This is a genomic window from Streptomyces sp. DI166, assembly GCF_900091315.1.
Lineage (GTDB): Bacteria > Actinomycetota > Actinomycetes > Streptomycetales > Streptomycetaceae > Streptomyces > Streptomyces fuscus.
The window spans coordinates 13,265-35,033 of sequence record NZ_FLSP01000041.1; the positions used below are offsets into that span (position 1 = coordinate 13,265).

The window sequence follows — 21,769 nt, forward strand, 5'->3', positions numbered from 1 at the left end:
CGTTTCTACTCCCGCGTGGACCATGCGGCTGGCCGGCAGAGAGCGTGCCGCCCTGTCCCCGGACACGACCGCCTACCTGTCCCGCGAGTCTTCACTCGCCGAAACGCCCTTCCATCGCTGGGCAGTTCAGGTCTCCGTACCGCTCTCCGAGAAGCGGCACCGGTGGATCTGGAACGCCTCCATCGACGAACAACACCGCCTGCAGCATCTGCGGCGCCTCGAATCCGCGCAGCGCACCGGCACGGACACGCCCGCCCCAGCACCGCCGCCGGCCGCACCGGCTCGCCACAAGCGGCACCGCTGACCCGTGGCCCGTACGACCTCACCCTCCCCACTCGCCCAAGGACATTGATGCCCACTCCCTCCGCACCCAGCGCCGACGACGTCTCGCAGGCAACCGCCACCCTGGCCCAGGTCCAGAACTACCTGCACACCAATCCGCCCGTATCCAACGTGCTGCCACTGCTCGCCGTCCTCCTCGACGAGGACACCGGCGTCCCCATCCTGCTCGGCGACATCCTCCGCGACACCGCACGCCTCATCGCCCAGGAAGCGAAGGCCGAGAGCGACGAGATCCACCTGATCGTCGCCGGGCTTCGGGAAGCCGCCCAGGAGGCCACCGACCTGCACGTCCTGCACTGGGACGTACAGCGCCTGAACCACTACGCGGTTGCGCCCGCCGGTCCCTCGGCGCCGTGACACGTCCCTATGTCGCCAGCGCAGCCGACGATCCCTGGTCACGGATCTGGTGCGACACCACGCCCCGCCACCTCGCCGGAGCCGGTGACCCGCGCCACGTCACCCAGGCTCTACGGGCCGGCGGATGGAAGAACTTCGGCGACCCCGACTTCCCCCACGTTGTTCTGGGCAGCCCCGACTACCAGCACACGCTCGTCCTGGAGCCGACCCCAAACGCATACGGCTCCTGGTGGCGGGTCTCGTCGCAGCTCTGGTCCGCGTTGTTCGGCGGCAACACACCCGTGGAGATCATCGCCGGATTCACCGACGCCCTCCTGTGCTCCCCGCCCGCGGCAGAGCCGGATATCTGGCCGACGCTGCGGGCAGCGGGCTGGACGTACGAGTGCGACGAACGGGGCAACGAGCGCGCCCATCATCCGGACGGCATCACCACCATGGAGCGGTCGGCGACGCTGACCAGCGACTACTTCAGCTGGAAGGCCGAGGTCGCGCTGCCCACCGGCCTCGGCGGCCACCACCGGCTCTGGCACGGGTACTTCGACGACCGCACCCCGCGCCACCTGCTCGCCGGATTCGCCACAGCCCTCGTGGACCCGGCGCCCGTCTCCCGCGGCCGCTACGACGTCCCGCATGACCACCTCGTCACGCAGGTGGAACGCGGCGCCCAGGGCGAACAGCTTGCCGCCGCCCACGAAGCGCGGCTGAAGGCCAGCAGGTCCGCCGCCCGCAGGGCCCGCCGCAGCGCCGCACCCACCACCCGGCCGTCGGTAGGCCCCGCTACCGAGGCGACCACGGCCCGCAGCCGCTGAACGTGCGGAGCGGCTCCGGCCGCTGCGCACCCCGTCCTCCATTACAACTGCCCACCCAAAGGCCCCTTTTTGACCATCTCACTCGAACCCGGGAGCCCGTCCCACCGGCTCTATCTGAGCCAGCTCGCCATCTATCTGCGGCACAGCCGGCAGATCCTCGCCGCTTGGGACCACTATTCCGACCGGCACTCCGACCCCGAGACGTTCCAGCCGCACGACGAGGACGCCTACGGTCGGCGTCAGCAGAAACGCGATGCCGACACCCTGTCCGCGTTCGGCCGGGTGTACTACCACGCCGACGAACTCGTGGATGTCGCCGAGCGGCAGCTCGCCCAGCTGTCGCCTTCCGACCGGACCCGCCGTTACGCGTGGCAGGTCCGAGAACTGCGGGAGGCAACGCAGCGCCTCTACGCGGTCCGCAACGACTGGCTCACGGTACGCGCCGCGCTGCCCGCGAGCGCGCTGCCTGGCACGAAGGCGTACGAGGAGCCGCTCGCCGAGAGCTACGCGGAAGCCTGGTCCTACCTCGACCAGTGGGCGATCCACGGCCAGGCGCTATTCGCCGTCAACGCGCTGGCCCAGCGGCACTCGGCGACGTCCGCACCGACCCAGTCGACGACAGCGTCCGTACACCCGGCTGCCGCCACACCCTTCATGGGTCGGCGGTGATGGGCGTGAGCGACACCGTCGAGCAGGCGTTCATCACTCCGCGCTCCCTCGCGGGCATCGGCGACCCCGGCTGGGTCACCCAGCCGCTGCACCGCGTCTCCGGCTGGAGTTACGGACATGACCCGCTCATCCCACGCGTTCTGCTCACCAGCCCGGACCAGCTCACGCAACTGCGTCTGGCCCCCGGCAATCCGGATGATCCGGACTGGTGGACCATCCGGCAGGCGCGAACCGCGGATCATCCCGCCTGGGCGGCCACCTTCCAGGCCCGCACCCCCGTCGAGATCATCGCCGCCTTCACCGACGCGCTGACCGACCAATCGGGGCCGCTGACGGCTTCGCCCGACCCCTTCACGGCGTTGCAGGAGGCGGGATGGGAACCGCCCCGTCACTTCGGCGGGCTCGCAGCCCCCGACGGCATCACGCGCGTCGAGCGGCTCGGGACCCCCGGCAGCGACCTGTGGCACATCGAGACGGCCGTCATCCGAGACCCGACGATCTGGCGAGCCGTGTTCACCGGCACCACGCCCCTGCACCTGATCGCCGCGGTGACGCAGGCGCTCGCCGACCCCGCGCCCGTCAATCGCGCCCCTGGCCGCATCCCGGGCTGGGCCCGCGACCGCATGACCGTACACACCCGCCACGTCCCCGCGAGTGACGTCGCCTTCGCCCTGGAGCGGCGCATCAGCGCCCTTACCGAGCGGCACCACCACGTGGCCGTGGCCGACGTTGCCCCCGCGCCGCCCGGACCGTCGCGAGGCCGCACGCGCTGACCAGTCCGTCGCGGCCGGCCCCTCCCTCCGTACCTGGAACAGCCCTTGCCCCAGTCCAACTCCACGTCCACCGACGGCTACGACATAGCCTTCAAGGTCCTCCTCGGCGCCATCACCGTCGCCGTGCCCCTGTCCAACCTCGCCTGGCTCGGCGGCAATCTCACCGCCTGGACCACCGACTCCGCCGCCGCCCCCTACCAGCCGGTACAGGCCCTCCTGCACCCCGACCAGCTGTGGCCCAACCTGAGCGAAACGTCCCTCCTTATCGGCACACGCATCCTGCCGGGCGCCGTACTTGTCGCGCTCGGCATCACCGCCGCGGTGCTCTACCAGCGGCACCGAGGCGGTGGCAGCGGGCGCAAGAAGCGCGTCGCCGGCATGGCCAAGCAGAAGGACATCGAGCCGCTGATGGCCAAGGCCATCACCGACAAAGCGCGCTCTTTGCGCCCGAGTCTGAAGGACGCGAGGCACATCTCCGCAGCCGACACCGGCATCCTCCTCGGCAACCTTCAGGGCACCAAGCACGAGGTGCGCATGGGATACGAGGACGTCGCCGTCGCGATCATGGCGCCCCGCTCCGGCAAGACGACCAGCTTGGCAATCCCCTCGATCCTCAACGCACCCGGACCCGTCCTGCTCACCTCCAACAAGGCCGCCGGCGACGCCTACACCGCAACCCTCGATGCGCGGGCCGCCGTCGGCCGGACTTGGTCGATGGACCCGCAGCAAATCGCCCACGCGGAGCGGGCCATGTGGTGGAACCCCTTGGCCGATGCCAAGACCCTCGACGGCGCAGGGCGGCTGGCCGGGCACTTCCTCGCCGCGAGCGTGGACGCGTCCCAGCAGGGCGACTTCTGGTCCAAGGCCGGCAGCAACATCCTGAGCCAGCTGTTCCTGGCCGCCGCGCTCGACGAGCGGCCGATCACCGACGTGATGGCCTGGCTCGCCTTCCCCGCTGACCGCACCCCGCTCGACATCCTGCGCGACCACAAGTTCGCCGCGGTCGCCGCCCAGCTCAAGGGCACCGTGGAAGGCCCGCCGGAAACCAGGGACGGCATCTACGAGACGGCCCGTCAGTACGCCGCCGCCCTGCTGAACTCGGAGATCGCCGCCTGGGTGACTCCCCAGAAGGACGTGCCGGAGTTCAAGCCGTCTGCGTTCGTCACCTCGACGGACACGCTCTACCTGTTGTCGAAGGACGGCGGTGGCGGAGCCTCGGCGCTCATCGCCGCGTGTGCGGACAGCGTGATGCGGGCCGCGACCGCGCAGGCCGAACGCGCCGGCGGACGTCTGGACCCGCCGATGCTGGCGATCCTCGACGAGGCCGCGAACGTCTGCAAGATCAGTGACCTCCCGGACTTGTACTCCCACTTGGGATCGCGCGGCATCATCCCGATCACCATCCTGCAGTCCTATCGGCAGGGCCAGAAGGTGTGGGGCGACGCGGGCATGGACGCCATGTGGTCCGCCTCCACCATCAAGGTCATCGGCTCGGGTATCGACGACCCGGACTTCGCCGACAAGCTGTCCCGCCTGATCGGCGACCACGACGTCGAGACGACCTCCACCTCAACCTCGGAGTCCGGGAAGTCCACCTCGGTGTCCATGCGCCAGGAACGCATTCTGGCCGCCGACGCGATCCGCGCGCTGCCCAAGGGCACCGCGCTCGCGTTCGCCACCGGCATGCGCGCGGCCATGCTCGACCTGCGTCCCTGGTATCTCGAGCCCGGGGCCGACGCGCTCTCCGCCGCCTCCGCCCGCGCCTCCAAAAGCATCACCGCCCGCGCCATCGCCAAGGCGGCCCCGGAGCAGAGCGACTTCGGCCCGGCCGCCTAAGCCCCCCGAGAAGCCGACAGCCGTACCCCACCCGACGGGAGCACGTTCCATCCACCCCTGCCCGACCGCGTGGCGGCGCGCATGACCGAGCCGCCCGCCGAATCCCTGCTCTTCGATGTGGCGCCACCGCCCACGCCCGTCGAACGACTCCTCCACCTGGCCGACCAGTACACCCAGCACAACGACGCGCTGGACCTTCTCCTGCGCGCCACCGACCCGCCTTCCGACGCCCACGCCGCCTCCGCGCAGCATCTGGCCACCGACACCCAGTCCGCCATCAAGGCGATCCACGGCGAACGGCTCTATGAGAGCGTCGAGTTGACGGAGACCGTCATGCGACTGAAGCAGCTCGCGTTCTTGGCCGGCGCCTCGGTAGACCTCGACGCCAGGGCCGCACGCGAGTTGACCGCGCTGGCCCCGGAAGCCGCTGTCGGCTGCGCCGTGACGCTGGCCGGCGAGACCCGGCGGCGGCGCTGGACTACCGCACCGGCTCCCGACGAGCGGCTGAACGCCGTGCACCGCACGGCCCTGGCCGAGATCGCCTGCGGGCACGTCGTGGCCAGCAGCTCTCTGGGCCGCGAGTTCACCCGCTCCCGCGAGCCCAAGGTGCTGATGAGCACGCTGCGTTCCCTGGAGACAAAGGGCCTGGCCGAACGAACCGCCCGCTCGGCGCCCGCCGCCTACATCGGCGGCCCGCCCCTGGACCGCGTACGCCTCACCTCGACCGGCGTCACCGCCCTCGCCTCCGTGATTGACGCGCCTCCTGCCGGGCCGCGCACCGCGCCCGGCACCACACCCCGCCCGCTGCCCGCCACCGCACAGGCCACCACCCGAAGCCGCTGAACGACACAGGAGCCATCCCATCCCCACACCCCCACTCGATCTGAACCAACAGGCCCGCCAGATACGGCAGTTGGCACACGACTTCGAACCCCTCAAGGCGCGCGTCCGCGACATCTCCTACACCCCCGGCAGGGACGCACTGCGCCACATCAGCCCGCTGCTCCTCCAGGCGCAGGACCTCACGGCCACCGTCCTGGTGCGCCTCACCGCCCTCGACAACAGCGCGTACACGAGCATCGCCGGCAGCCGGGCCGGCCTGGAGCTGATGGCCTCGGTCGTGTCCTCGTCATCGCTCGCCGGCACCGACCTGGCGCACGTGGTGCTCGCCAACCCGTACGAGGGCGCCCAGTTCGCCGGATACCCGGCGGACGACGAGGCGGTGCGCACCGTCCGTCACGCCGAGGTCATCACGCAGATGAACGGGCACCTCGACGATGCCGTCCACCAGCTCGACCTGTGCGCCATCGGCTGCCGCTACGTCGCCACCGGCATCACCGAGAACCTGGCCAGCGAACGGGAGCACGAGTCCGCGGCCGTACGACAGACCACCGGTCCCACGGTGACTGCCGCCCAGTACGACGCCCTGAGCGCCCTGGCCGGCGGCGGCCTCCTCTACGAGAGCGCCACCCGCGGGCTGGGCGCCACCCGTGTCGCGACCGAGGACGGCACCCGCGTCTCCATCGTCACATACCGGGCCCTGCACGAGCGCGGACTCGTCACCCGCGACACCACCACCTCACTGATGAGCGGCGGGCAGAAGATCACCGTGCCCGAGCAGGGGCGACAGGCTCTGGCCCGGCCGCGCCCCAACGCCGCGCCGACGACGACCACCTTGGCCGGGCCCCTCAAGGCCGCAGTCGCACAAGGAGCCCGACGGTGACCGCGCACATCCCCGACGGCCCCCTCACTCCATTGCCGCCGCAGTCGCGCACTGGGCGTTCGCCGACACCGGACTCCCCTGCGTTGCCGGAGCCTTCAAGCGCTGAACGGTCGGCCATCAGGCGCAGCCTGACCTGGCAGCAGCGTGCCGCGCTGCGCGTTCTCGCCCGCACGCCCAGCAGGATCAGGCAGCGCGCCACCGGCACCCTCTACGTCGACACCCAGACCTCGGCGCACATCGCCATCGCCACGTGGCATGCCCTGGAACGCAAGGGCCTGGCCCACCGTGATCTGGCGGCACATCCTGCCTCGGCCATCGGTCAGCGCCTGGCACTGACCCCACTCGGAGTGATCGTCCTCAACGACATCTCCGGTCTCACCTTCCCACCCTCACGCGCACAGCTGTGGCCGCCGGATCCCCCGAGTCACTTCACCTGCGCCCCCACACGCCGCCGCTGACCGATCCACCCCCCGCTCACCGCAAGGACGCCTCATTTCCACCGACCCTAAATTCAAATGCATCTCGCTCGGCGCCGGAATTCAATCAAGCGCGATGCTTGTCCTGTCAGCCGAAGGAGTACTCCCCAAGGTCGACTACGCCATTTTTGCCGACACAGGGTGGGAACCAAATGCAGTGTATTCCCACCTCGACCGACTGGAGCGGGAGATAGCGAAGCCGGCAGGTATACCCATTCTGCGCGTGACGTCCGGGAACATTCGCAATGATGCGCTAGACCCGGATCACAGATTCGCCTCCATGCCGCTCTACATCCTCAACCAGGACGGCAAGGCAGGGATGACCAGGAGGCAATGCACAGGCGAATATAAGATAAAGCCCATCAAGAAGAAGGTCCGCGAACTTCTCGGCTACCCCTACCCCGCCCGCATTCCGCGAGACGTGTTTGTGGAGCAGTGGGTGGGCATCTCGACCGATGAATTCCACCGCGCCAAGGACGCGGACGTGAAGTACATGCGCAACCGGCACCCGCTCATCGACATGGGCTGGTCGCGCAGCGACTGCATCCGTTACCTGTCCTCGCTCGGATTGGCCGACACTCCGAAATCGAGCTGCCTTGGATGCCCATTTCACGGCAACGCCCAGTGGCGACACATTCGCGACAACTCTCCTGCCGAGTGGGCAGATGTGGTGGAATTCGACGCAGCCATCCGCAAGGGAAACGCCCGCGCCAACGCCACCGGCAACCGTCTGCTCGGCGAGGCATTCCTGCACCGCTCCCGCATCCCGTTGAGCGAAGCCCCGATCGACCACGTAACCGCCGCCGAATGGGCCGCTCTCCAGCAGGAACTCGGCGCCGAAGAAGACGCCGAGCAACTGGAAGAGGGCGTAACCGACGGGTGCTCTCCCTGGACCTGCCGAGGTGAAATCGCCGCCACGCAAGACGACTTCGGGCTGGCCACGTGATCGTGCTCGACCTGTTCGCGGGACCCGGTGGCTGGAGCCACGCACTGGCCGTGCTCGGCGTGCGGGACATCGGCCTGGAATGGGACGAGTGGGCCTGCAAAACCAGAGCCGCGCAAGGACAGTTGACGATCCGGACCGACGTGGCGATTTACCCGGTGTGGCCCTTCCTCGGGAGGACCACCGGGCTCATCGCCAGCCCGCCCTGCCAGGCATGGTCGATGGCCGGCAAACGGCTCGGCCTCCTCGACCAGCCGCTCGTCCACCAGGCCGTCGCCGACCTCGCCACCGGCCGCGATACCCGCGAACAGCTCCTGGCCTCCTGCCGCGACAAGCGCTCCCTGCTCGCCGCTGAGCCTATGCGCTACCTGCACGCCCTCCACCAGCACGGCGAACCCGAGTGGGTCGCCATGGAGGAAGTGCCCGACGTCCTGCCGCTGTGGCGCCAGTACGCCGCGATCCTGCGCAACTGGGGCTTCTCGGTATGGACCGGGATCCTTAACGCCGCCGACTACGGCGTACCCCAGACGCGGCGCCGAGCGATCCTCATCGCCTCGCGCACCCGGACCGCCGAGCCCCCGCCGCCCACGCACGCCAAGAGCGCCGAGCCCGAGTCGCTGTTCGGGCCGGGCCGCGCACGGTGGGTGTCCATGGCCGAGGCCCTCGGCTGGGGCGCCACCGACCGGCCTGTGCCGACCGTGTGCGCCGGCGGCGGACCGGGCGGCGGACCCGAACCCTTCCCGTCCGGCTCCCGCAAGACGCTCACCGACGCCCGTGACCGCGGGACCTGGAAGCCGCAGAGCGCCCTCGTCCCGAAGTCCCGTCGCGAGGGCGTCGGGTCGAGCGCTCAGCACGGAGCCAGGGACAACCGGGCAACCGCCGCCCCCGCCCCCACGTGCACCGGCGAAGCACATCGTTGGTCGTGGTCGCTGCGCAGCAACAACCAGCCGAACGCGACCGTGCGGCGGGCCGACGAACCCGCCGGGACGCTGTTCTTCGGTCACCGCGCCAACGAATGCGTCTGGGTCGCCGAACCCGCTCCCTCAGACGGCGGCGAGGAGCAGCCGACGCCGGAGTCCATCCGGATCACCGCCCAGGAGGCCGGCCTCCTGCAGACCTTCCCCGCCGATTACCCCTGGGCCGGGAACAAGGGCCAGCAGTTCTCCCAGATCGGCAACGCGGTGCCCCCTCGGCTCGCGGCCCACCTGCTGGCCCCGCACCTCGGCAAGACCCTGAATCCCGACGACTTCACCCTGGCCGCCTAAATGCCCACCGATCCGTACGAGGACGACCTGACCGACCTGCCCCCCGCCCGCCCAGTGCACTACGCCGAGCAGGCGCTGCTCGGCGCACTCCTCCTGGACCCCCACCGGCTCGACGACATCGGCGACCTGGACGCAGGCCAGTTCGACAACCATGCCCACGGCGCTCTCTTCCAGGCCATGCGTACGGTGCCTTCCCCTGCCCCGGAGATCCACCGCTCCGGCCCCGGCTGGCTGAACACCGTGCTCGACGCAGCGCGCCCTCATGCTCCCGGGCTTACCGCCTCATATCTCCACGCCCTCATCCAGGTCTGCCCCTGGCCCCGGCACGCGCCGACGTACGCGCGGATGATCCGGGCCGATCACGCCCGGCGCACACTGCTCATTCACGCCGAACGCCTCGCCCAAACCGCCACCGACACCACCCTGCCCAACCCGGTCGCCACCACGGTCGGACAGGCCGACACGCTCGTCCAGTTCTTGGACACGCTCGCCGGACAGTTCGCCTCGCACCCCGGCTCCCTGCCCCACACCTCAGTGCCGGGCACCGCTCTGGTGCGCAGCAGCGAGGAAGCCCTCGACGAGGAGCGGCTCCTCCTTGCCGCAGCCACCGCGCACCCCGCCGAGCTGAAGAACATGCGCTGGCTGCAGCCCGACGACTTCACGCTGCCCCTGCACGCCACGGTGTGGCAGTGCCTCACCGCCCTGGTCCACAACGGGGAGCCGGTGGACCAGGTCACCGTGCTCTGGGAAGCCCAGCATCGAGGGCTCCTGGCCGACGGCCTCGCCCCCGGCGAACTCATCACCCTTCTCTCCGCGCCCGTCGGCTCCCCCGAATACTGGGGTGAACGCGTCCTGCAACGTGCCCTGCTGGCCAGCGCGTTCGACGTCGCCACCCGCATCACGGCTTACGCCCAGGACCCGGCCAACACACCGCACCAACTGATCACCGGAAGCCGCCGCGCCCTTGCCGACCTCACCGCCGTGCGCACGCGCTGGCAGCGCAGCACTGCCCTCACGCCGCCGCCATCCCGCGTATCGCGCGGCCCGGCCGTCTCACGGGCTGGCCCGCCGCCGCGAGCCGTCGCCCCCAGCGCACGAGCACTTCGATAGCCCCCGTCACTCCGGCCGGCCTCGCGTCGGCCGGAGCCGTGAATCGAAAAAAGATTGCCGCACCCCGATGCCGACCTGAACCTTCGCCTCGGTCTTCTGAACGATCGCTCCGGCGCCGTCACCGCCACCATCACGGGCACCAGCACCCCCATCGTGCGGGCCCTGCTCTCCCTCCACGGCTTCGAGCCCCTGGACGAAGCGACGATGGTCATGGCACGCATCGACCGCGAGGAACCTCACTGCGCCGAACTGACCGCGCACGCCCTGCGCGCCGAGGGCGTCCGCGTGGACATCACGCCCCAGCTACGCGAAGAGGTCGACACCGAATGGACCTGGGCGGCAAAGCGAGCGCGGCAGCATAGCGGCGGATCCCCGGTTACCGAAACCGGGGATCCGCCGAATACTTGTAGCTCCACCGCCACTTCCTGACCGCCCGTCGAAAGGCAGCACTGCCACGATTCACGACGTCACCGCCACACGGACGCGATGCCGTTCCTGCCCCGTCACGCCGAGACGTAGCTCAGCCGGAACAGGTCCTGGGCGCGCTCCAGGTCCCGCTCCGTGCGCAGCTGAACCTCCAAGTCTCCCGTGCCATGGTGGCCGAGCCCGGCCACGTCCCGGGTAAATCCGGGCACCAGATCCACGGCCGTCGGATCCGCTTTCAGGTAGACCAGCACCTTGGTCTGCTGGGGTGGGATGAGGCAGGCGAAGTTCCGCAGCCGCTGATAAGCGCGGTACTGCTTGCGCTGCACCCGGGTGATGCCGGCGCCCAGACCGACGAGGACCTCGTCGACCGCTGCCGCTAGCTCGGCCATCGCACCGCCCTGCTGCCGAACCGGCAGACCGGGCGCGCTGCGGCGTGCCCGCTTGGCCTTACCCGTGTGCCCGATGACCGAGGCCACGGTCTCAAGGCTGAAGTGGTCGCTGCCGAAGTACCGGTAGCGGACCAGGTCGATTGAGCGCCGGTGCTCACGTACGGCGTGCACGTCGTAGCGGGTGAAGTCGCCAGCCACGCAGATCAGCCGCGGTGCGCTCCACAGGATCTGGGACGCGGCCGTCACCCCGAGCCGGTCGCGAACCAGACTGCGGAAGTCGCTTTTGTGGCTCATCAGCCAGGCCATGTAAAAGAGGCCCTGGTTGATGACCCCGGCGTCAGTACCCCGCTTGTACTCGACGATTACGGGCGCCCCGTTCTCGTCGAGCCCCAGCGAATCGATGCGCCCACCGTCGACGCAGTCGATCACATACTCGCTCGCGAGGAAGGTGACACCCAGCATCGCCTCCATGTGCGCCTCGACGAGATCCTGCACATCCGCCTCGACAGCAGCAAGACGCGGCGTGACCTCAGTCACGCCGCTATTCGTCGTGTGGAACAGCTTCAGCCCCGACACCTTCCCTCCTCGGCTAGGAGATCGACAACGTCGGGCGGGTGCAGATTTGATTCCGAACGGGGGCCACGGAGCCGTGAAGAGACCGTGCAGATTGAAGCCTCTTCCTGCCCACCCGTTGCACAGTCACCGCACTATCCGAAGCCCAGGTAAGAACGAAGGGTCCGATCCCCAGGACTCGGACCCCCTCTGAACTGCATATTTGCCAGATCGGCGACATGGTGACACATCACCCGCTACACGCTGCAGCGGAATTCGGCCACCGCACGAACGCCCACGCCGCCCGGCGGCGACCAAGCCCGCCGCGATCCTCCCAGCCAGGGGCACGCACAGTGACGACTCCGCCTGCGAGACGCAGTGAGACCGAGCACCCAACAGCCAGGCTTGACGCTCCATCATATTTGGCCGCGACTGCCTGACGATCCATCAGGACATGCGTCAAACGTGCGTCACGTGCGTCAAATATGCGTCAAGATATCGCTCGTAACGCACACAACGCCCATAACGCACACTCGACTAAACCGCAGGTCAGGCGCCCTTTGCGGCAGGCTCAAGGATCGCGACGCACTCGACATGATGCGTCATCGGAAACAGATCGAACACCCGAAGCGTCCGCACCCGATACCCCCCGTCCCGGAAGTACCCCAAGTCCCGCGCCAGCGCCGCCGGATCGCAGGCCACGTACGCGATGCGCCGCGCGCCGAGCCCCGCCAGATGGGCCACCGTCTTGCGCCCGGCCCCCGCCCGCGGCGGGTCGAGGACGATGAGGTCGACCTCCGTGATGCCCGTGCGCGGGAGGACCGACTCGACCTTGCCCTGTTCGATACGGACCCGGTCGAAGTCGGCGAGGTTGTGGCGGGCGTCCTCCACCGCGCGCTTGCCGGACTCGATGCCGAGGACCGCGCCGGTCTCGCCGAGGCGGTCGGCGAGGGCGCCGGCGAAGAGGCCGACGCCGCAGTACAGGTCGAGGGCCGTCTCGCCCTTGCGCGGCAGCAGGCCCTGCATCACCGCCGTGACGAGGGTGTCGGCCGCCTTCGGGTGGACCTGCCAGAAGCCGCCGTTGCCGACCCGGTAGGTACGGCCGTCGGCGCGTTCGCGGACGAACGGGCGGCCGTGGACACGGTGGACACCGCCGTCCTTCTCGCCGACCCGGAGGACGGAGACCGGCTTGTCCAGCTCCACGATGGGCAGGCGGGCTCCGGGGCGCGGGGTGAGGATCACCTGGCGGTCCTGCGAGCCCGTCGCCGCGATCGCCTCGACGGACTCCATCCCGGACCAGTCCCGGCGCTCGATGCCGAGTTCGCTGACCCCCTCCGCCGCGATCATGCAGTGGTCGATCGGCTCGACCTCGTGCGAGCGGTGGCGGCGCAGACCGGCGCGGCCGGACTCGGCGTCCACCGCGTACTGCACGCGCGTGCGCCACTGCGGCACCTGGCCCGCGGGCAGCTTGTCGCCCTCGGCGGGCATCACCGTGCCGTCCCAGCCGGCCTCCTCGGGTGTGAGCCCGGCCAGCCGCTTGAGCTGCTCGGCGACGACCTCGCCCTTCATCCGCCGCTGCGCGCCCGGCTTGGCGTGCTGCCAGTCGCAGCCGCCGCAGCGGCCGGGACCGGCGTAGGGGCAGGGCGCCTCGATGCGGTCCTTGGACGCCGAGAGCACCTCGACCGCGTCCGCGCGCAGGAAGCGGGCGCCCTCCTCGCCCTCGGTGACCCGGGCCACGACCCGCTCACCGGGCAGGGTGTGCCGGACGAAGAGCACCTGGCCCTCGTCGGTGCGGGCGATGCAGTGGCCGCCGTGGGCGACCGGCCCGACCTCGACCTCGTACTCCTCCCCCACCAGCGACTTCTTCGGTTCTGCCTGCATGGCGGGGTGACTCCAGAGAGGTGAGAGGTACGGCTCGGGACAACAGCCCACCAGTCTACGGCTGCTTCGAGGACTCCTTGCCCGGCTCCACGGCCGGACCGCGCCGCACCGAGCCCGGCGCGTTCCACTCCGACCGCTTGCGGGCCCGCTTCTTGGCGGCCTCGGAGGACTGGAGCTGGTAGGGCACGGACGTCACCATCACACCCGGCGTGAACAGCAGCCTGCCCTTCAGGCGCAGGGCGCTCTGGTTGTGCAGCAGCTGCTCGTACCAGTGGCCCACCACGTACTCGGGGATGATCACGGACACGGCGTCGCGCGGCGACTCGCGCCGCAGGTTCTTGACGTACTCGATGATCGGCCGGGTGATCTCCCGGTACGGCGAGTCCAGGACCTTCAGCGGGACGTCGATGCCGCGCCGCTCCCACTCGGCGTTGAGGGCGCGGGTCTCGGCGGCGTCGACGTTGACGCTGAGCGCCTCCAGGGTGTCGGTGCGCATCAGCTTGGCGTAGGCCAGGGCGCGCAGCGTCGGCCGGTGGATCTTGGAGACGAGGACGATGGAGTGCACCCGCGAGGGGCGCACCATGTCGTCGCTGGGGCCCTCGGGCGCGGCGATCTCGTCGGCGACCCGGTCGTAGTGCCTGCGGATCGCGGACATCGTCGCGTAGAAGATCACCATGCCGAGCAGCGCGACCCAGGCGCCGTGCGTGAACTTGGTGACCAGGACGACGACCAGGACCAGGCCGGTGAAGAAGGCGCCGAAGGCGTTGATGGCGCGGGAGCGGAGCATGTGGCGGCGCTTGGCGCGGTCGGTCTCGGTGCGCAGGTGCCGGTTCCAGTGCCGGACCATGCCGGTCTGGCTGAGCGTGAAGGCGACGAACACGCCGACGATGTAGAGCTGGATCAGGCGCGTGGAGTCGGCGCCGTAGACCCAGACCAGCAGGGCGGCGGCGCCGGCCAGCAGCACGATGCCGTTGGAGAAGGCGAGGCGGTCGCCGCGGGTGTGCAGCTGGCGGGGCAGGTAGCGGTCCTGGGCGAGGATCGAGCCGAGCAGCGGGAAGCCGTTGTACGCGGTGTTGGCGGCGAGGAAGAGGACCAGCGCGGTGGCCGCCGCGAGCAGGACGAAGAAGAAGGTGTCCTCGCCGAAGACGGCGGCGGCGACCTGTGCGATCACCGGGTGCTGGACGTAGTCGCCGCCGACCGGCACGCCGTCGTGGAAGAGGTCCTTGGCCGGGTTCTCCGCCATGTGCACGTTGGTGGCCATGGCGAGCGCGATGATGCCGCAGAACATGGTGACCGCGAGCAGGCCCATCATGGCGAGCGTGGTCGCCGCGTTCCTCGACTTGGGCTTGCGGAAGGCGGGCACGCCGTTGCTGATCGCCTCGACGCCGGTGAGGGCGGCGCAGCCGGAGGAGAAGGCGCGCAGCAGCAGGAAGACCAGGGCGAACCCGGCGAGGCCCTCGTGCTCGGGCTTGATCTCGTAGTCCGCGGTCGGCGAGGCCATCGTCTCGTCGAGGACCACGCCCCGGAACGCGCCCCAGGCGATCATCAGGAACACACCGGTGACGAAGACATAGGTCGGGATGGCGAAGAGCTTCCCGGACTCCTTGACCCCGCGCAGGTTCATCAGCGTCAGCAGCACGATGATGCCGACGGCGCAGGCGACCTTGTGCTCGACGACGAACGGCACGGCCGAGCCCAGGTTCTCCACGCCGGAGGAGATCGACACCGCCACGGTCAGGACGTAGTCCACGAGCAGCGCGCTGGCCACGGTGAGCCCGGCCCGGGGGCCGAGGTTGGTGCCCGCGACCTCGTAGTCGCCGCCGCCGCTCGGGTAGGCGTGCACGTTCTGGCGGTAGGAGGCGACCACCGTGAACATCAGGACGACGACCGCGACCGCGATCCAGGGGCTGAAGTGGTAGGCCGACACGCCCGCGATGGACAGGACCAGCAGCACCTCGCCGGGTGCGTACGCCACCGAGGACAGCGGGTCGGAGGCGAAGACGGGAAGTGCGATGCGCTTCGGCAGGAGCGTTTCGCCGAGCCGGTCGCTGCGCAGTGCGCGCCCGATCAGAATCCGTTTGGGCACGTCGGTCAGTTTGGACACAACAGAGGATCGTAGGCGTTCGAACGGGCTGTCGCCCACCCGCCACCCCTGTTCCACCGGCCCCCGCACTCCCGTTCCCCCGGGCCCCTGCCCTCCGAGTGAAATCGCCGGTGGCGCGGCTGCGGGTGCCACGGCGCACGGCATCGGCATGCCTATATGACTAAACCCGCCCGCTTTGATGACTAAACCCGCCCGCGTTCCCGGCCGTTGGCCCGCCCCTCGGCCGCCCCTGGAGGCCCCATGGACACCACCGCCCAGCTGATCGGCGCCGCCGCCGCGCTCGTCGCCCTCGGAATCCTCACCCTCGCCAGCGTCCGCAGCATCAGCCGCCGCTGATCGGTCCAGGTCCCGGGCAACCGTGCACGGGGGTGCCGTCGTCCTAGTGCGCGTGTGTAGCTTGGGCGTCGATCTGAGAACCTGATCTGGCTGAGCTGTATCTCTTGACATCTGGAAGGACGGTCGTGCACATCGTCATCATGGGCTGCGGACGCGTGGGGTCCGCTCTCGCCCAGACCCTGGAGCAACAGGGGCACACGGTCGCTGTGATCGATCAGGACCCCACCGCCTTCCGCCGGCTCGGCCCCGGTTTCGGCGGCCGCCGGGTCACCGGCATCGGCTTCGACCAGGACACCCTGCGCGAGGCCGGCATCGAGGAGGCCGGTGCCTTCGCCGCGGTCTCCAGCGGTGACAACTCCAACATCATCTCCGCGCGCGTGGCCCGCGAGATGTTCGGTGTGGAGAACGTCGCGGCCCGGATCTACGACCCCCGCCGCGCCGAGGTCTACCAGCGCCTCGGCATCCCGACCGTCGCGACCGTGCGCTGGACCGCCGACCAGATGCTGCGCCGTCTGCTCCCCTCGGGCGCGGAACCGCTGTGGCGCGACCCCACCGGCGGGGTGCAGCTCGCCGAGGTGCACACCTCCCCGGCCTGGGTGGGCCACAAGATCAGCAGGCTCCAGGAGGAGACGGGCGTCCGAGTGGCGTTCCTGACCCGCCTGGGCGAGGCCATCCTGCCCAGCTCGCAGACGGTGCTGCAGGAGGGCGACCTGGTGCACGTGATGATGCGGGTCGACGAGGTCGACAAGGTCGAGGCGGCGTTCGCCCAGGGTCCCGAAGAGGAGGGCGGTCACTGATGAGGGTCGCCATTGCCGGTGCCGGCGCCGTCGGCCGCTCGATCGCGGGCGAGCTGCTGGAGAACGGCCACGAGGTCCTGCTTATCGACAAGGCGCCGACCGCCATCTCGGTCGAGCGCGTGCCCCAGGCGGAGTGGCTGCTGGCCGACGCCTGCGAGATCACGTCCCTGGACGAGGCGGCGCTCCAGCGCTGCAACGTCGTGATCGCCGCCACCGGCGACGACAAGGTGAACCTGGTCATCTCCCTGCTGGCGAAGACGGAGTACGGCGTCCCGCGCGTCGTCGCCCGCGTCAACAACCCCAAGAACGAGTGGCTCTTCAACGAGTCCTGGGGCGTCGACGTGGCCGTCTCCACCCCGCGCCTGATGTCCGCCCTGGTCGAGGAGGCGGTGAGCGTCGGCGACCTGGTCCGGCTGCTGCGCTTCAGCCACGGCGACGCCAACCTGGTGGAGCTGACCCTGCCCGAGGAGTCGGCGCTGGCCGGCACCCAGGTCGGCGATGTGGAGTGGCCGCAGGACACCTCGCTGGTCACGATCATCCGTGGTACCCGGGTGCTCACGCCGACCCGGGAGGACTCCCTGGAGGCCGGCGACGAGCTGCTGTTCGTGGCCGCGCAGGCCCGCGAGGAACAACTGGAGGACCTGCTCTCCGTGCGCCGCGAGGACGCTAAGGGCTGAGGGTTACGACAGGAAAGGGCGCCCCGGGATCTCCCGGGGCGCCCTTTTCACTGCACGATTCAGTTGCCCGAGCTTCACTGCACGATTCAGCTGCCCGAGCTTCACTGCATGATTCAGCTGCCCGAGTTCCGCTGCACGGTTCAGTTGCCCGAGCGGGCCTGCGCCTCGCGCTCCTTCTCGGCCTTCTCCGCCGCTTCCATCTCCGCGAAGACGTCGATCGGCGCGGGCGCCTTCGCGAGGAAGACCCACGTCAGCCAGACGGCGAGCAGGAACGGCGGGATCTTCAGGGCGACCAGGACCCAGCCCAACTGGGTGGTGTCCGCCCACCAGTAGAGCGGGAAGAGGACGGCGCACTTGGCGAGCAGGATCGTGCCCCAGGCGTAACTGGCCTTGGCGTACGCCTTCTTGCGGCCGGGGTTGCGCGTGCGCCAGGAGAGGTTCTCCTTGAACACCGGGCCGAGGATCAGTCCGATCAGCGGAACACCGCACAGCGTGGTGATGATGTACGCGAGCCCGAGGCCGAGGGTGTAGAGCATGCCCGGCAGGTAGAAGTCCTTGGCGTTGCCGGTCATCATCGCGAAGACGACACCGAAGGCGACCCCGAAGACACCGCTGAAGGCGTGCTTGACGGTGTCCCTCATCGCCAGCCGGACCACGACCAGGACCAGCGACACCGCGAGCGCGGCGATCGCGGACATGTGCAGGTTCTTGTTGATCGTGTAGATCGTGACGAAGAGGAGTCCGGGCAGCACCGTCTCGACCATGCCGCGCATGCCGCCGAAGGCTTCGAAGAGCGCGGCCTCCGTCACCGCGCGCGAATCGTGCTGGGCCTCCTGGGTCGGCTTGTCGAGCGACGTCACCGGCTACTCCCGTCCGAGCGGTCTCAGTTCGTATTTCGGATTGAACAGCACCCGGCGGCCCCGGCTCATGGAGACCCGGCCCGATGCGATCAGCTTGCGCCCCGGCTCGATGCCCACGATGGAGCGTCTGCCGAGCCACACCACGTCCAGTGCGGCGGAGCCGTCGAACAGTTCGGCCTCCAGGGCCGGGACTCCGGCACGCGGCCGCAGGGTGACCGTGCGCAAGGTACCAGTAACGGTGACTATCTGTCGGTCCTGGCAGTCACAGATACGCGTGCAGCCGGCGGTGTCGGCGTCCTCTCGCAGTTCCTCGGACTCCAGGTCCTCCTGCGACGAGGAGAGCCGGTCAAGCATGCGCCGGAACCGGCCCACCGGCTTTTCGGAACGAGGAACAGAACTCATGTCTGAAGCGTACCGGGGTGCTCCGACACCTACGTACCCGCCGGATCCGGGCTCCAACCAAGGGTGAGCATACTTCGAGTTGCCTAAAGTCTTTAGGAAACTGCACAATATGTTTCGGTAAACGAGAGGACATTCATGGCACGCGCAGGACTCACCCCGGAGCTGCTCACCCGGGCCGGGGCGGAGCTGGCCGACGAGGTCGGCTTCGACCAGGTCACCGTCTCGGCGCTGGCCCGCCGCTTCGACGTCAAGGTCGCGAGCCTGTACTCCCATCTGAAGAGCTCCCACGACCTGAGGACCCGGATCGCCCTGCTCGCGCTGGAGGAGATGGCCGACCGCGCGGCCGACGCGCTGGCCGGCCGGGCCGGCAAGGACGCCCTGACCGCGTTCGCCGACACCTACCGCGACTACGCCCGCGCCCACCCCGGCCGCTACGCCGCCGCCCGCTACCGCCTCGACCCCGAAACGGCGGCGCGCAGCGCGGGCGTCCGCCACGCCCAGATGACCCGGGCCATCCTGCGCGGCTACGACCTCACCGAACCCGACCAGACCCACGCCGTCCGCCTCCTGGGCAGCGTCTTCCACGGCTATGTCGACCTGGAACTGGCGGGTGGTTTCGATCACAGCCGGCCGGACAGCCAGGAGTCCTGGGTACGCGTGCTCGACGCACTCGACGCCACCCTCCGCAACTGGCCCTCAGCCTGAAAGCCCTCCCCATGCAGAGCATCCCCCTCACCCCCGACCTGATCCGCGGCGCCCTCGACCTGGAGCGCACCGAGCACGGCCTGCTCCCGCACCGGCTCCCGGCACGGGCCCGCGCCCAGTGCGCCGACCCGCAGCTCGCCATGGTCGAGGCCCAGCCCTCCGGCGTACGGCTCGCCCTGCGCACCCGCGCGACCGCCGTCGAGCTGGACACCCTCCCCACGAAGCGGTCCTACGTCGGCCTGCCGCCCCGCCCGGACGGTCTGTACGACCTGGTCGTGGACGGCGTGCTGACGGGGCGGACAACGGCGGACGGCGGCAACGCCCTCACCGTCGACCTGGCCACCGGCGCCACCGAGGACCGCCCGGGCCCGGTCGCCACCCTGCGCTTCACCGGCCTGCCCGCGCGGGAGAAGGACGTGGAGATCTGGCTGCCGCACAACGAGACGACGGAACTGGTCGCCCTGCGCGCCGACGCCCCCGTCGAGCCGCTGCCCGACCGCGGAAGGCGGGTGTGGCTGCACCACGGCAGCTCCATCAGCCACGGTTCGGACGCGGCGAGCCCCACCGGCATCTGGCCCGCGCGCGCCGCGGCCCTGGCGGGGGTGGAGCTGATCAACCTGGGTCTCGGCGGCAGCGCCCTGCTGGACCCCTTCACCGCCCGCGCGCTGCGGGACACCCCGGCGGACGTGATCAGCGTCAAGATCGGCATCAACCTGGTCAACCTGGACCTGATGCGGCTGCGCGCCTTCGGCCCGGCCGTGCACGGCTTCCTGGACACCATCAGGGACGGCCACCCGGACACCGAGCTGTGGGTGGTCTCCCCCATCCTGTGCCCCATCCACGAGGACACCCCGGGCCCGGGCGCCTTCGACGCCGCCGCGCTGGCCGAGGGCCACCTGAGCTTCCAGGCCACCGGCGACCCCGCCGAACGGGCCGCCGGCAAGCTGACCCTCACGGTGATCCGCGAGGAGCTGTCCCGGATCGTGGAGCAGCGCCGGGCCGACGACCCGAACCTGCACTACCTCGACGGCCGCGACCTGTACGGGGAGCGGGACTACGCGGAACTTCCGCTCCCCGACGAACTCCACCCCGACGCGGCCACCCACGACCTCATCGGCACTCGCTTCGCGGAACTCGCCCTGAAGCGCTGACCCGCTCAGGCGGGGTTGTCGCCGTGGGTGAGGGTCTCCCAGGCGACGAAGAGGTTGTTGCTGCCGGAGGGGCGGTTGCGCATGGTCAGCGCCTCGGTGTTGGTCATGGCGTGCCCGAGGCGGTTGTGCAGCGCGTTGTGGCCGACCTCGGTGACCGGCCCGAGCCCGAGGTGCAGGGAGCCGCCGCACAGCCAGCCCGGTACGGCCGTGCCGAGTTCGTACTTGGCCTGGAAGCCGAGGGCGTGCCGCAGCCGCTCGCCGACGTCGGTGCCGTACAGGTCCTGGCCCTGGATCCGGCTGGTCTCGGCGACGTGGGAGATCGCGGAGATGCCGTAACCGGTGTGGGTGAGGTCGCGGCAGGTCTCCTGGGTGAGTCCGGTGACGAAGGTGGACTGGCCCTGCCAGTACTTGACGATCTTCTCGCGGGTGTTGAGGTTCTGGCTCGGCACGGTCCTGGGCAGCTCGCCGTCGGAGGCGAGGTAGACGTAGGCGGCGGTCCGGGTGCGGAACTTCGCCATGGCCCTGTCGTAGGACGTCCTGTCCTCCAGGAAGACGGAGATGCCGACGGCTGCCTCCATCATGGACAGCTCCCAGTTCCCGTTGGAGTTGGAGCCGTTGATGATCTCGGGCAGGTAGACGTCGCGCAGCATGGTGGCGAAGCGGCCGGAGTTCGGCCAGCCGCCGTCGTAGGTGTGCTTGATGATCTCGGCGGCCTTGGGCCAGGAGGAGCCCGCCCAGCCGGTCTGGAGCGGGGCGTTGCTGTTGGTGTGGTCCTTCAGGACGGCGGACCAGGCGTCCATCAGCTGGATGGACTTGCGCGCGTAGCGCGCGTCCCGGGTGACGTACCAGGCGAGGGCGTTGGTGTACGCGGCGATGGCGTCCTCGCGCTCGTCGGTGCAGCCGTTGTTGGGGTTGGAGTACGAGCCGCACTCCACGACCGCGCGCGGCTTGGGCGTGCGGTTCTGGTCGGCGTACTTGCTCGCCATCATGCGGTCGTAGGCGCCCTTCCAGGGCTGGGCGCCGGCGAGCACCTGGGAGCGGGCGAAGTCGAGCTGGCCCCGGGAGACGGTGACTCCGGGGTGGACGAAGGTGGTGGGGGCGGCGTCGGCGGGCCAGGCGAGCGCGCTCGCCACGAGGGCGGCCACGGTCGCGAGGAGGGGGGTACGACGCATAGCGACTCCGTTCG

The 21,769-nt window shown here is 69.9% G+C and carries 23 protein-coding genes; 17 read left to right on the forward strand and 6 right to left on the reverse strand.

The genetic code is table 11. The annotated features are described in order from the left end of the window. Positions 1–22: 22 nt before the first annotated feature. From GA0115233_RS20695 to GA0115233_RS20755, 13 genes are all read left to right on the forward strand, one after another. On the forward strand, positions 23–304 hold the full coding sequence (locus tag GA0115233_RS20695) for a hypothetical protein (RefSeq protein WP_255310279.1): 282 nt from the start codon (positions 23–25) through the stop codon (positions 302–304). A gap of 47 nt (positions 305–351) precedes the next feature. After that, on the forward strand, positions 352–699 hold the full coding sequence (locus tag GA0115233_RS20700) for a hypothetical protein (RefSeq protein WP_093721754.1): 348 nt from the start codon (positions 352–354) through the stop codon (positions 697–699). After that, positions 696–1,508 (forward strand): DUF317 domain-containing protein, encoded by an 813-nt coding sequence (locus GA0115233_RS20705; protein ID WP_093721755.1) that lies wholly within the window; start codon positions 696–698, stop codon positions 1,506–1,508. Before GA0115233_RS20700 ends, GA0115233_RS20705 begins: the two co-directional genes overlap by 4 nt. Positions 1,509–1,577: 69 nt before the next feature. Further along, positions 1,578–2,177, forward strand: a complete 600-nt coding sequence (locus GA0115233_RS20710) for a hypothetical protein (protein WP_255310280.1) — start codon at positions 1,578–1,580, stop codon at positions 2,175–2,177. Next, on the forward strand, positions 2,177–2,950 hold the full coding sequence (locus GA0115233_RS20715; protein ID WP_255310281.1) for a DUF317 domain-containing protein: 774 nt from the start codon (positions 2,177–2,179) through the stop codon (positions 2,948–2,950). The genes GA0115233_RS20710 and GA0115233_RS20715 overlap by 1 nt, the downstream gene beginning before the upstream one ends. Before the next feature lie 45 nt (positions 2,951–2,995). Next, a complete protein-coding gene (locus tag GA0115233_RS20720; RefSeq protein WP_093721757.1) occupies positions 2,996–4,786 on the forward strand; it encodes a type IV secretory system conjugative DNA transfer family protein in 1,791 nt (596 codons plus the stop codon). Between the two features lie 81 nt (positions 4,787–4,867). Continuing rightward, on the forward strand, positions 4,868–5,629 hold the full coding sequence (locus tag GA0115233_RS20725) for a hypothetical protein (protein ID WP_093721799.1): 762 nt from the start codon (positions 4,868–4,870) through the stop codon (positions 5,627–5,629). A 70-nt stretch (positions 5,630–5,699) separates the two neighbouring features. Next, positions 5,700–6,509, forward strand: a complete 810-nt coding sequence (locus GA0115233_RS20730) for a hypothetical protein (protein ID WP_255310282.1) — start codon at positions 5,700–5,702, stop codon at positions 6,507–6,509. An 83-nt stretch (positions 6,510–6,592) separates the two neighbouring features. Then, positions 6,593–6,967: a hypothetical protein gene (locus tag GA0115233_RS20735; RefSeq protein WP_093721758.1), complete on the forward strand. Its 375-nt coding sequence runs from the start codon at positions 6,593–6,595 to the stop codon at positions 6,965–6,967. Positions 6,968–7,061: 94 nt separating this feature from the next. Next, positions 7,062–7,931 carry a hypothetical protein gene (locus tag GA0115233_RS20740; protein WP_093721759.1) on the forward strand — a complete coding sequence of 290 codons (870 nt, stop codon included), beginning with the start codon at positions 7,062–7,064 and terminating at the stop codon, positions 7,929–7,931. After that, entirely contained in the window at positions 7,928–9,193 is a 1,266-nt protein-coding gene (locus GA0115233_RS20745; protein WP_176711881.1) for a DNA cytosine methyltransferase, read from the forward strand. The genes GA0115233_RS20740 and GA0115233_RS20745 overlap by 4 nt, the downstream gene beginning before the upstream one ends. After that, positions 9,194–10,303 (forward strand): DnaB-like helicase N-terminal domain-containing protein, encoded by a 1,110-nt coding sequence (locus GA0115233_RS20750; RefSeq protein ID WP_093721760.1) that lies wholly within the window; start codon positions 9,194–9,196, stop codon positions 10,301–10,303. 54 nt (positions 10,304–10,357) lie between these two features. Beyond that, on the forward strand, positions 10,358–10,732 hold the full coding sequence (locus GA0115233_RS20755; protein ID WP_093721761.1) for a hypothetical protein: 375 nt from the start codon (positions 10,358–10,360) through the stop codon (positions 10,730–10,732). 74 nt (positions 10,733–10,806) lie between these two features. Here GA0115233_RS20755 and GA0115233_RS20760 read toward each other — a convergent pair whose 3' ends face one another. The 3 genes from GA0115233_RS20760 to GA0115233_RS20770 all read right to left on the reverse strand — a co-directional run bounded on the left by GA0115233_RS20760 (position 10,807) and on the right by GA0115233_RS20770 (position 15,655). Then, positions 10,807–11,694, reverse strand: a complete 888-nt coding sequence (locus tag GA0115233_RS20760) for a DUF5655 domain-containing protein (protein ID WP_093721762.1) — start codon at positions 11,692–11,694, stop codon at positions 10,807–10,809. Between the two features lie 525 nt (positions 11,695–12,219). Next, positions 12,220–13,551, reverse strand: coding sequence for a class I SAM-dependent RNA methyltransferase (locus tag GA0115233_RS20765; protein ID WP_093721763.1), 1,332 nt, complete (start codon positions 13,549–13,551; stop codon positions 12,220–12,222). A 55-nt stretch (positions 13,552–13,606) separates the two neighbouring features. Next, entirely contained in the window at positions 13,607–15,655 is a 2,049-nt protein-coding gene (locus GA0115233_RS20770; protein WP_093721764.1) for an APC family permease, read from the reverse strand. Between the two features lie 461 nt (positions 15,656–16,116). Between GA0115233_RS20770 and GA0115233_RS20775 the strand changes: the two genes are divergently transcribed. Further along, a complete protein-coding gene (locus GA0115233_RS20775) occupies positions 16,117–16,788 on the forward strand; it encodes a potassium channel family protein (protein ID WP_093721765.1) in 672 nt (223 codons plus the stop codon). Then, the gene (locus GA0115233_RS20780; RefSeq protein ID WP_093721766.1) at positions 16,788–17,465 is read left to right on the forward strand and encodes a potassium channel family protein; all 678 of its coding nucleotides are present in this window, start codon (positions 16,788–16,790) and stop codon (positions 17,463–17,465) included. Before GA0115233_RS20775 ends, GA0115233_RS20780 begins: the two co-directional genes overlap by 1 nt. Positions 17,466–17,605: 140 nt before the next feature. On the opposite strand, the gene GA0115233_RS20785 is transcribed toward GA0115233_RS20780, so the two are convergent. Continuing rightward, a complete protein-coding gene (locus tag GA0115233_RS20785) occupies positions 17,606–18,325 on the reverse strand; it encodes a DUF3159 domain-containing protein (protein ID WP_093721767.1) in 720 nt (239 codons plus the stop codon). A 3-nt stretch (positions 18,326–18,328) separates the two neighbouring features. Then, positions 18,329–18,727, reverse strand: a complete 399-nt coding sequence (locus GA0115233_RS20790) for an OB-fold nucleic acid binding domain-containing protein (RefSeq protein WP_093721768.1) — start codon at positions 18,725–18,727, stop codon at positions 18,329–18,331. A gap of 135 nt (positions 18,728–18,862) precedes the next feature. Here GA0115233_RS20790 and GA0115233_RS20795 point away from each other — a divergent pair, with 135 nt between their 5' ends. Next, the gene (locus GA0115233_RS20795) at positions 18,863–19,432 is read left to right on the forward strand and encodes a TetR/AcrR family transcriptional regulator (RefSeq protein WP_093721769.1); all 570 of its coding nucleotides are present in this window, start codon (positions 18,863–18,865) and stop codon (positions 19,430–19,432) included. 11 nt (positions 19,433–19,443) lie between these two features. Next, entirely contained in the window at positions 19,444–20,583 is a 1,140-nt protein-coding gene (locus GA0115233_RS20800) for a GDSL-type esterase/lipase family protein (RefSeq protein ID WP_093721770.1), read from the forward strand. A gap of 5 nt (positions 20,584–20,588) precedes the next feature. Here GA0115233_RS20800 and GA0115233_RS20805 read toward each other — a convergent pair whose 3' ends face one another. Further along, positions 20,589–21,755, reverse strand: a complete 1,167-nt coding sequence (locus GA0115233_RS20805) for an alginate lyase family protein (protein WP_093721771.1) — start codon at positions 21,753–21,755, stop codon at positions 20,589–20,591. Between the last annotated feature and the right edge of the window lie 14 nt (positions 21,756–21,769).

Coding starts and splice junctions, on each gene's coding strand:
- GA0115233_RS20695 (WP_255310279.1), top strand. CDS start 23: ATGCGGCTGGCCGGCAGAGAGCGTGCCGCCCTGTCCCCGGACACGACC.
- GA0115233_RS20700 (WP_093721754.1), top strand. CDS start 352: ATGCCCACTCCCTCCGCACCCAGCGCCGACGACGTCTCGCAGGCAACC.
- GA0115233_RS20715 (WP_255310281.1), top strand. CDS start 2,177: ATGGGCGTGAGCGACACCGTCGAGCAGGCGTTCATCACTCCGCGCTCC.
- GA0115233_RS20725 (WP_093721799.1), top strand. CDS start 4,868: ATGACCGAGCCGCCCGCCGAATCCCTGCTCTTCGATGTGGCGCCACCG.
- GA0115233_RS20740 (WP_093721759.1), top strand. CDS start 7,062: ATGCTTGTCCTGTCAGCCGAAGGAGTACTCCCCAAGGTCGACTACGCC.
- GA0115233_RS20750 (WP_093721760.1), top strand. CDS start 9,194: ATGCCCACCGATCCGTACGAGGACGACCTGACCGACCTGCCCCCCGCC.
- GA0115233_RS20765 (WP_093721763.1), bottom strand. CDS start 13,551: ATGCAGGCAGAACCGAAGAAGTCGCTGGTGGGGGAGGAGTACGAGGTC.
- GA0115233_RS20780 (WP_093721766.1), top strand. CDS start 16,788: ATGAGGGTCGCCATTGCCGGTGCCGGCGCCGTCGGCCGCTCGATCGCG.
- GA0115233_RS20790 (WP_093721768.1), bottom strand. CDS start 18,727: ATGAGTTCTGTTCCTCGTTCCGAAAAGCCGGTGGGCCGGTTCCGGCGC.
- GA0115233_RS20795 (WP_093721769.1), top strand. CDS start 18,863: ATGGCACGCGCAGGACTCACCCCGGAGCTGCTCACCCGGGCCGGGGCG.
- GA0115233_RS20800 (WP_093721770.1), top strand. CDS start 19,444: ATGCAGAGCATCCCCCTCACCCCCGACCTGATCCGCGGCGCCCTCGAC.
- GA0115233_RS20805 (WP_093721771.1), bottom strand. CDS start 21,755: ATGCGTCGTACCCCCCTCCTCGCGACCGTGGCCGCCCTCGTGGCGAGC.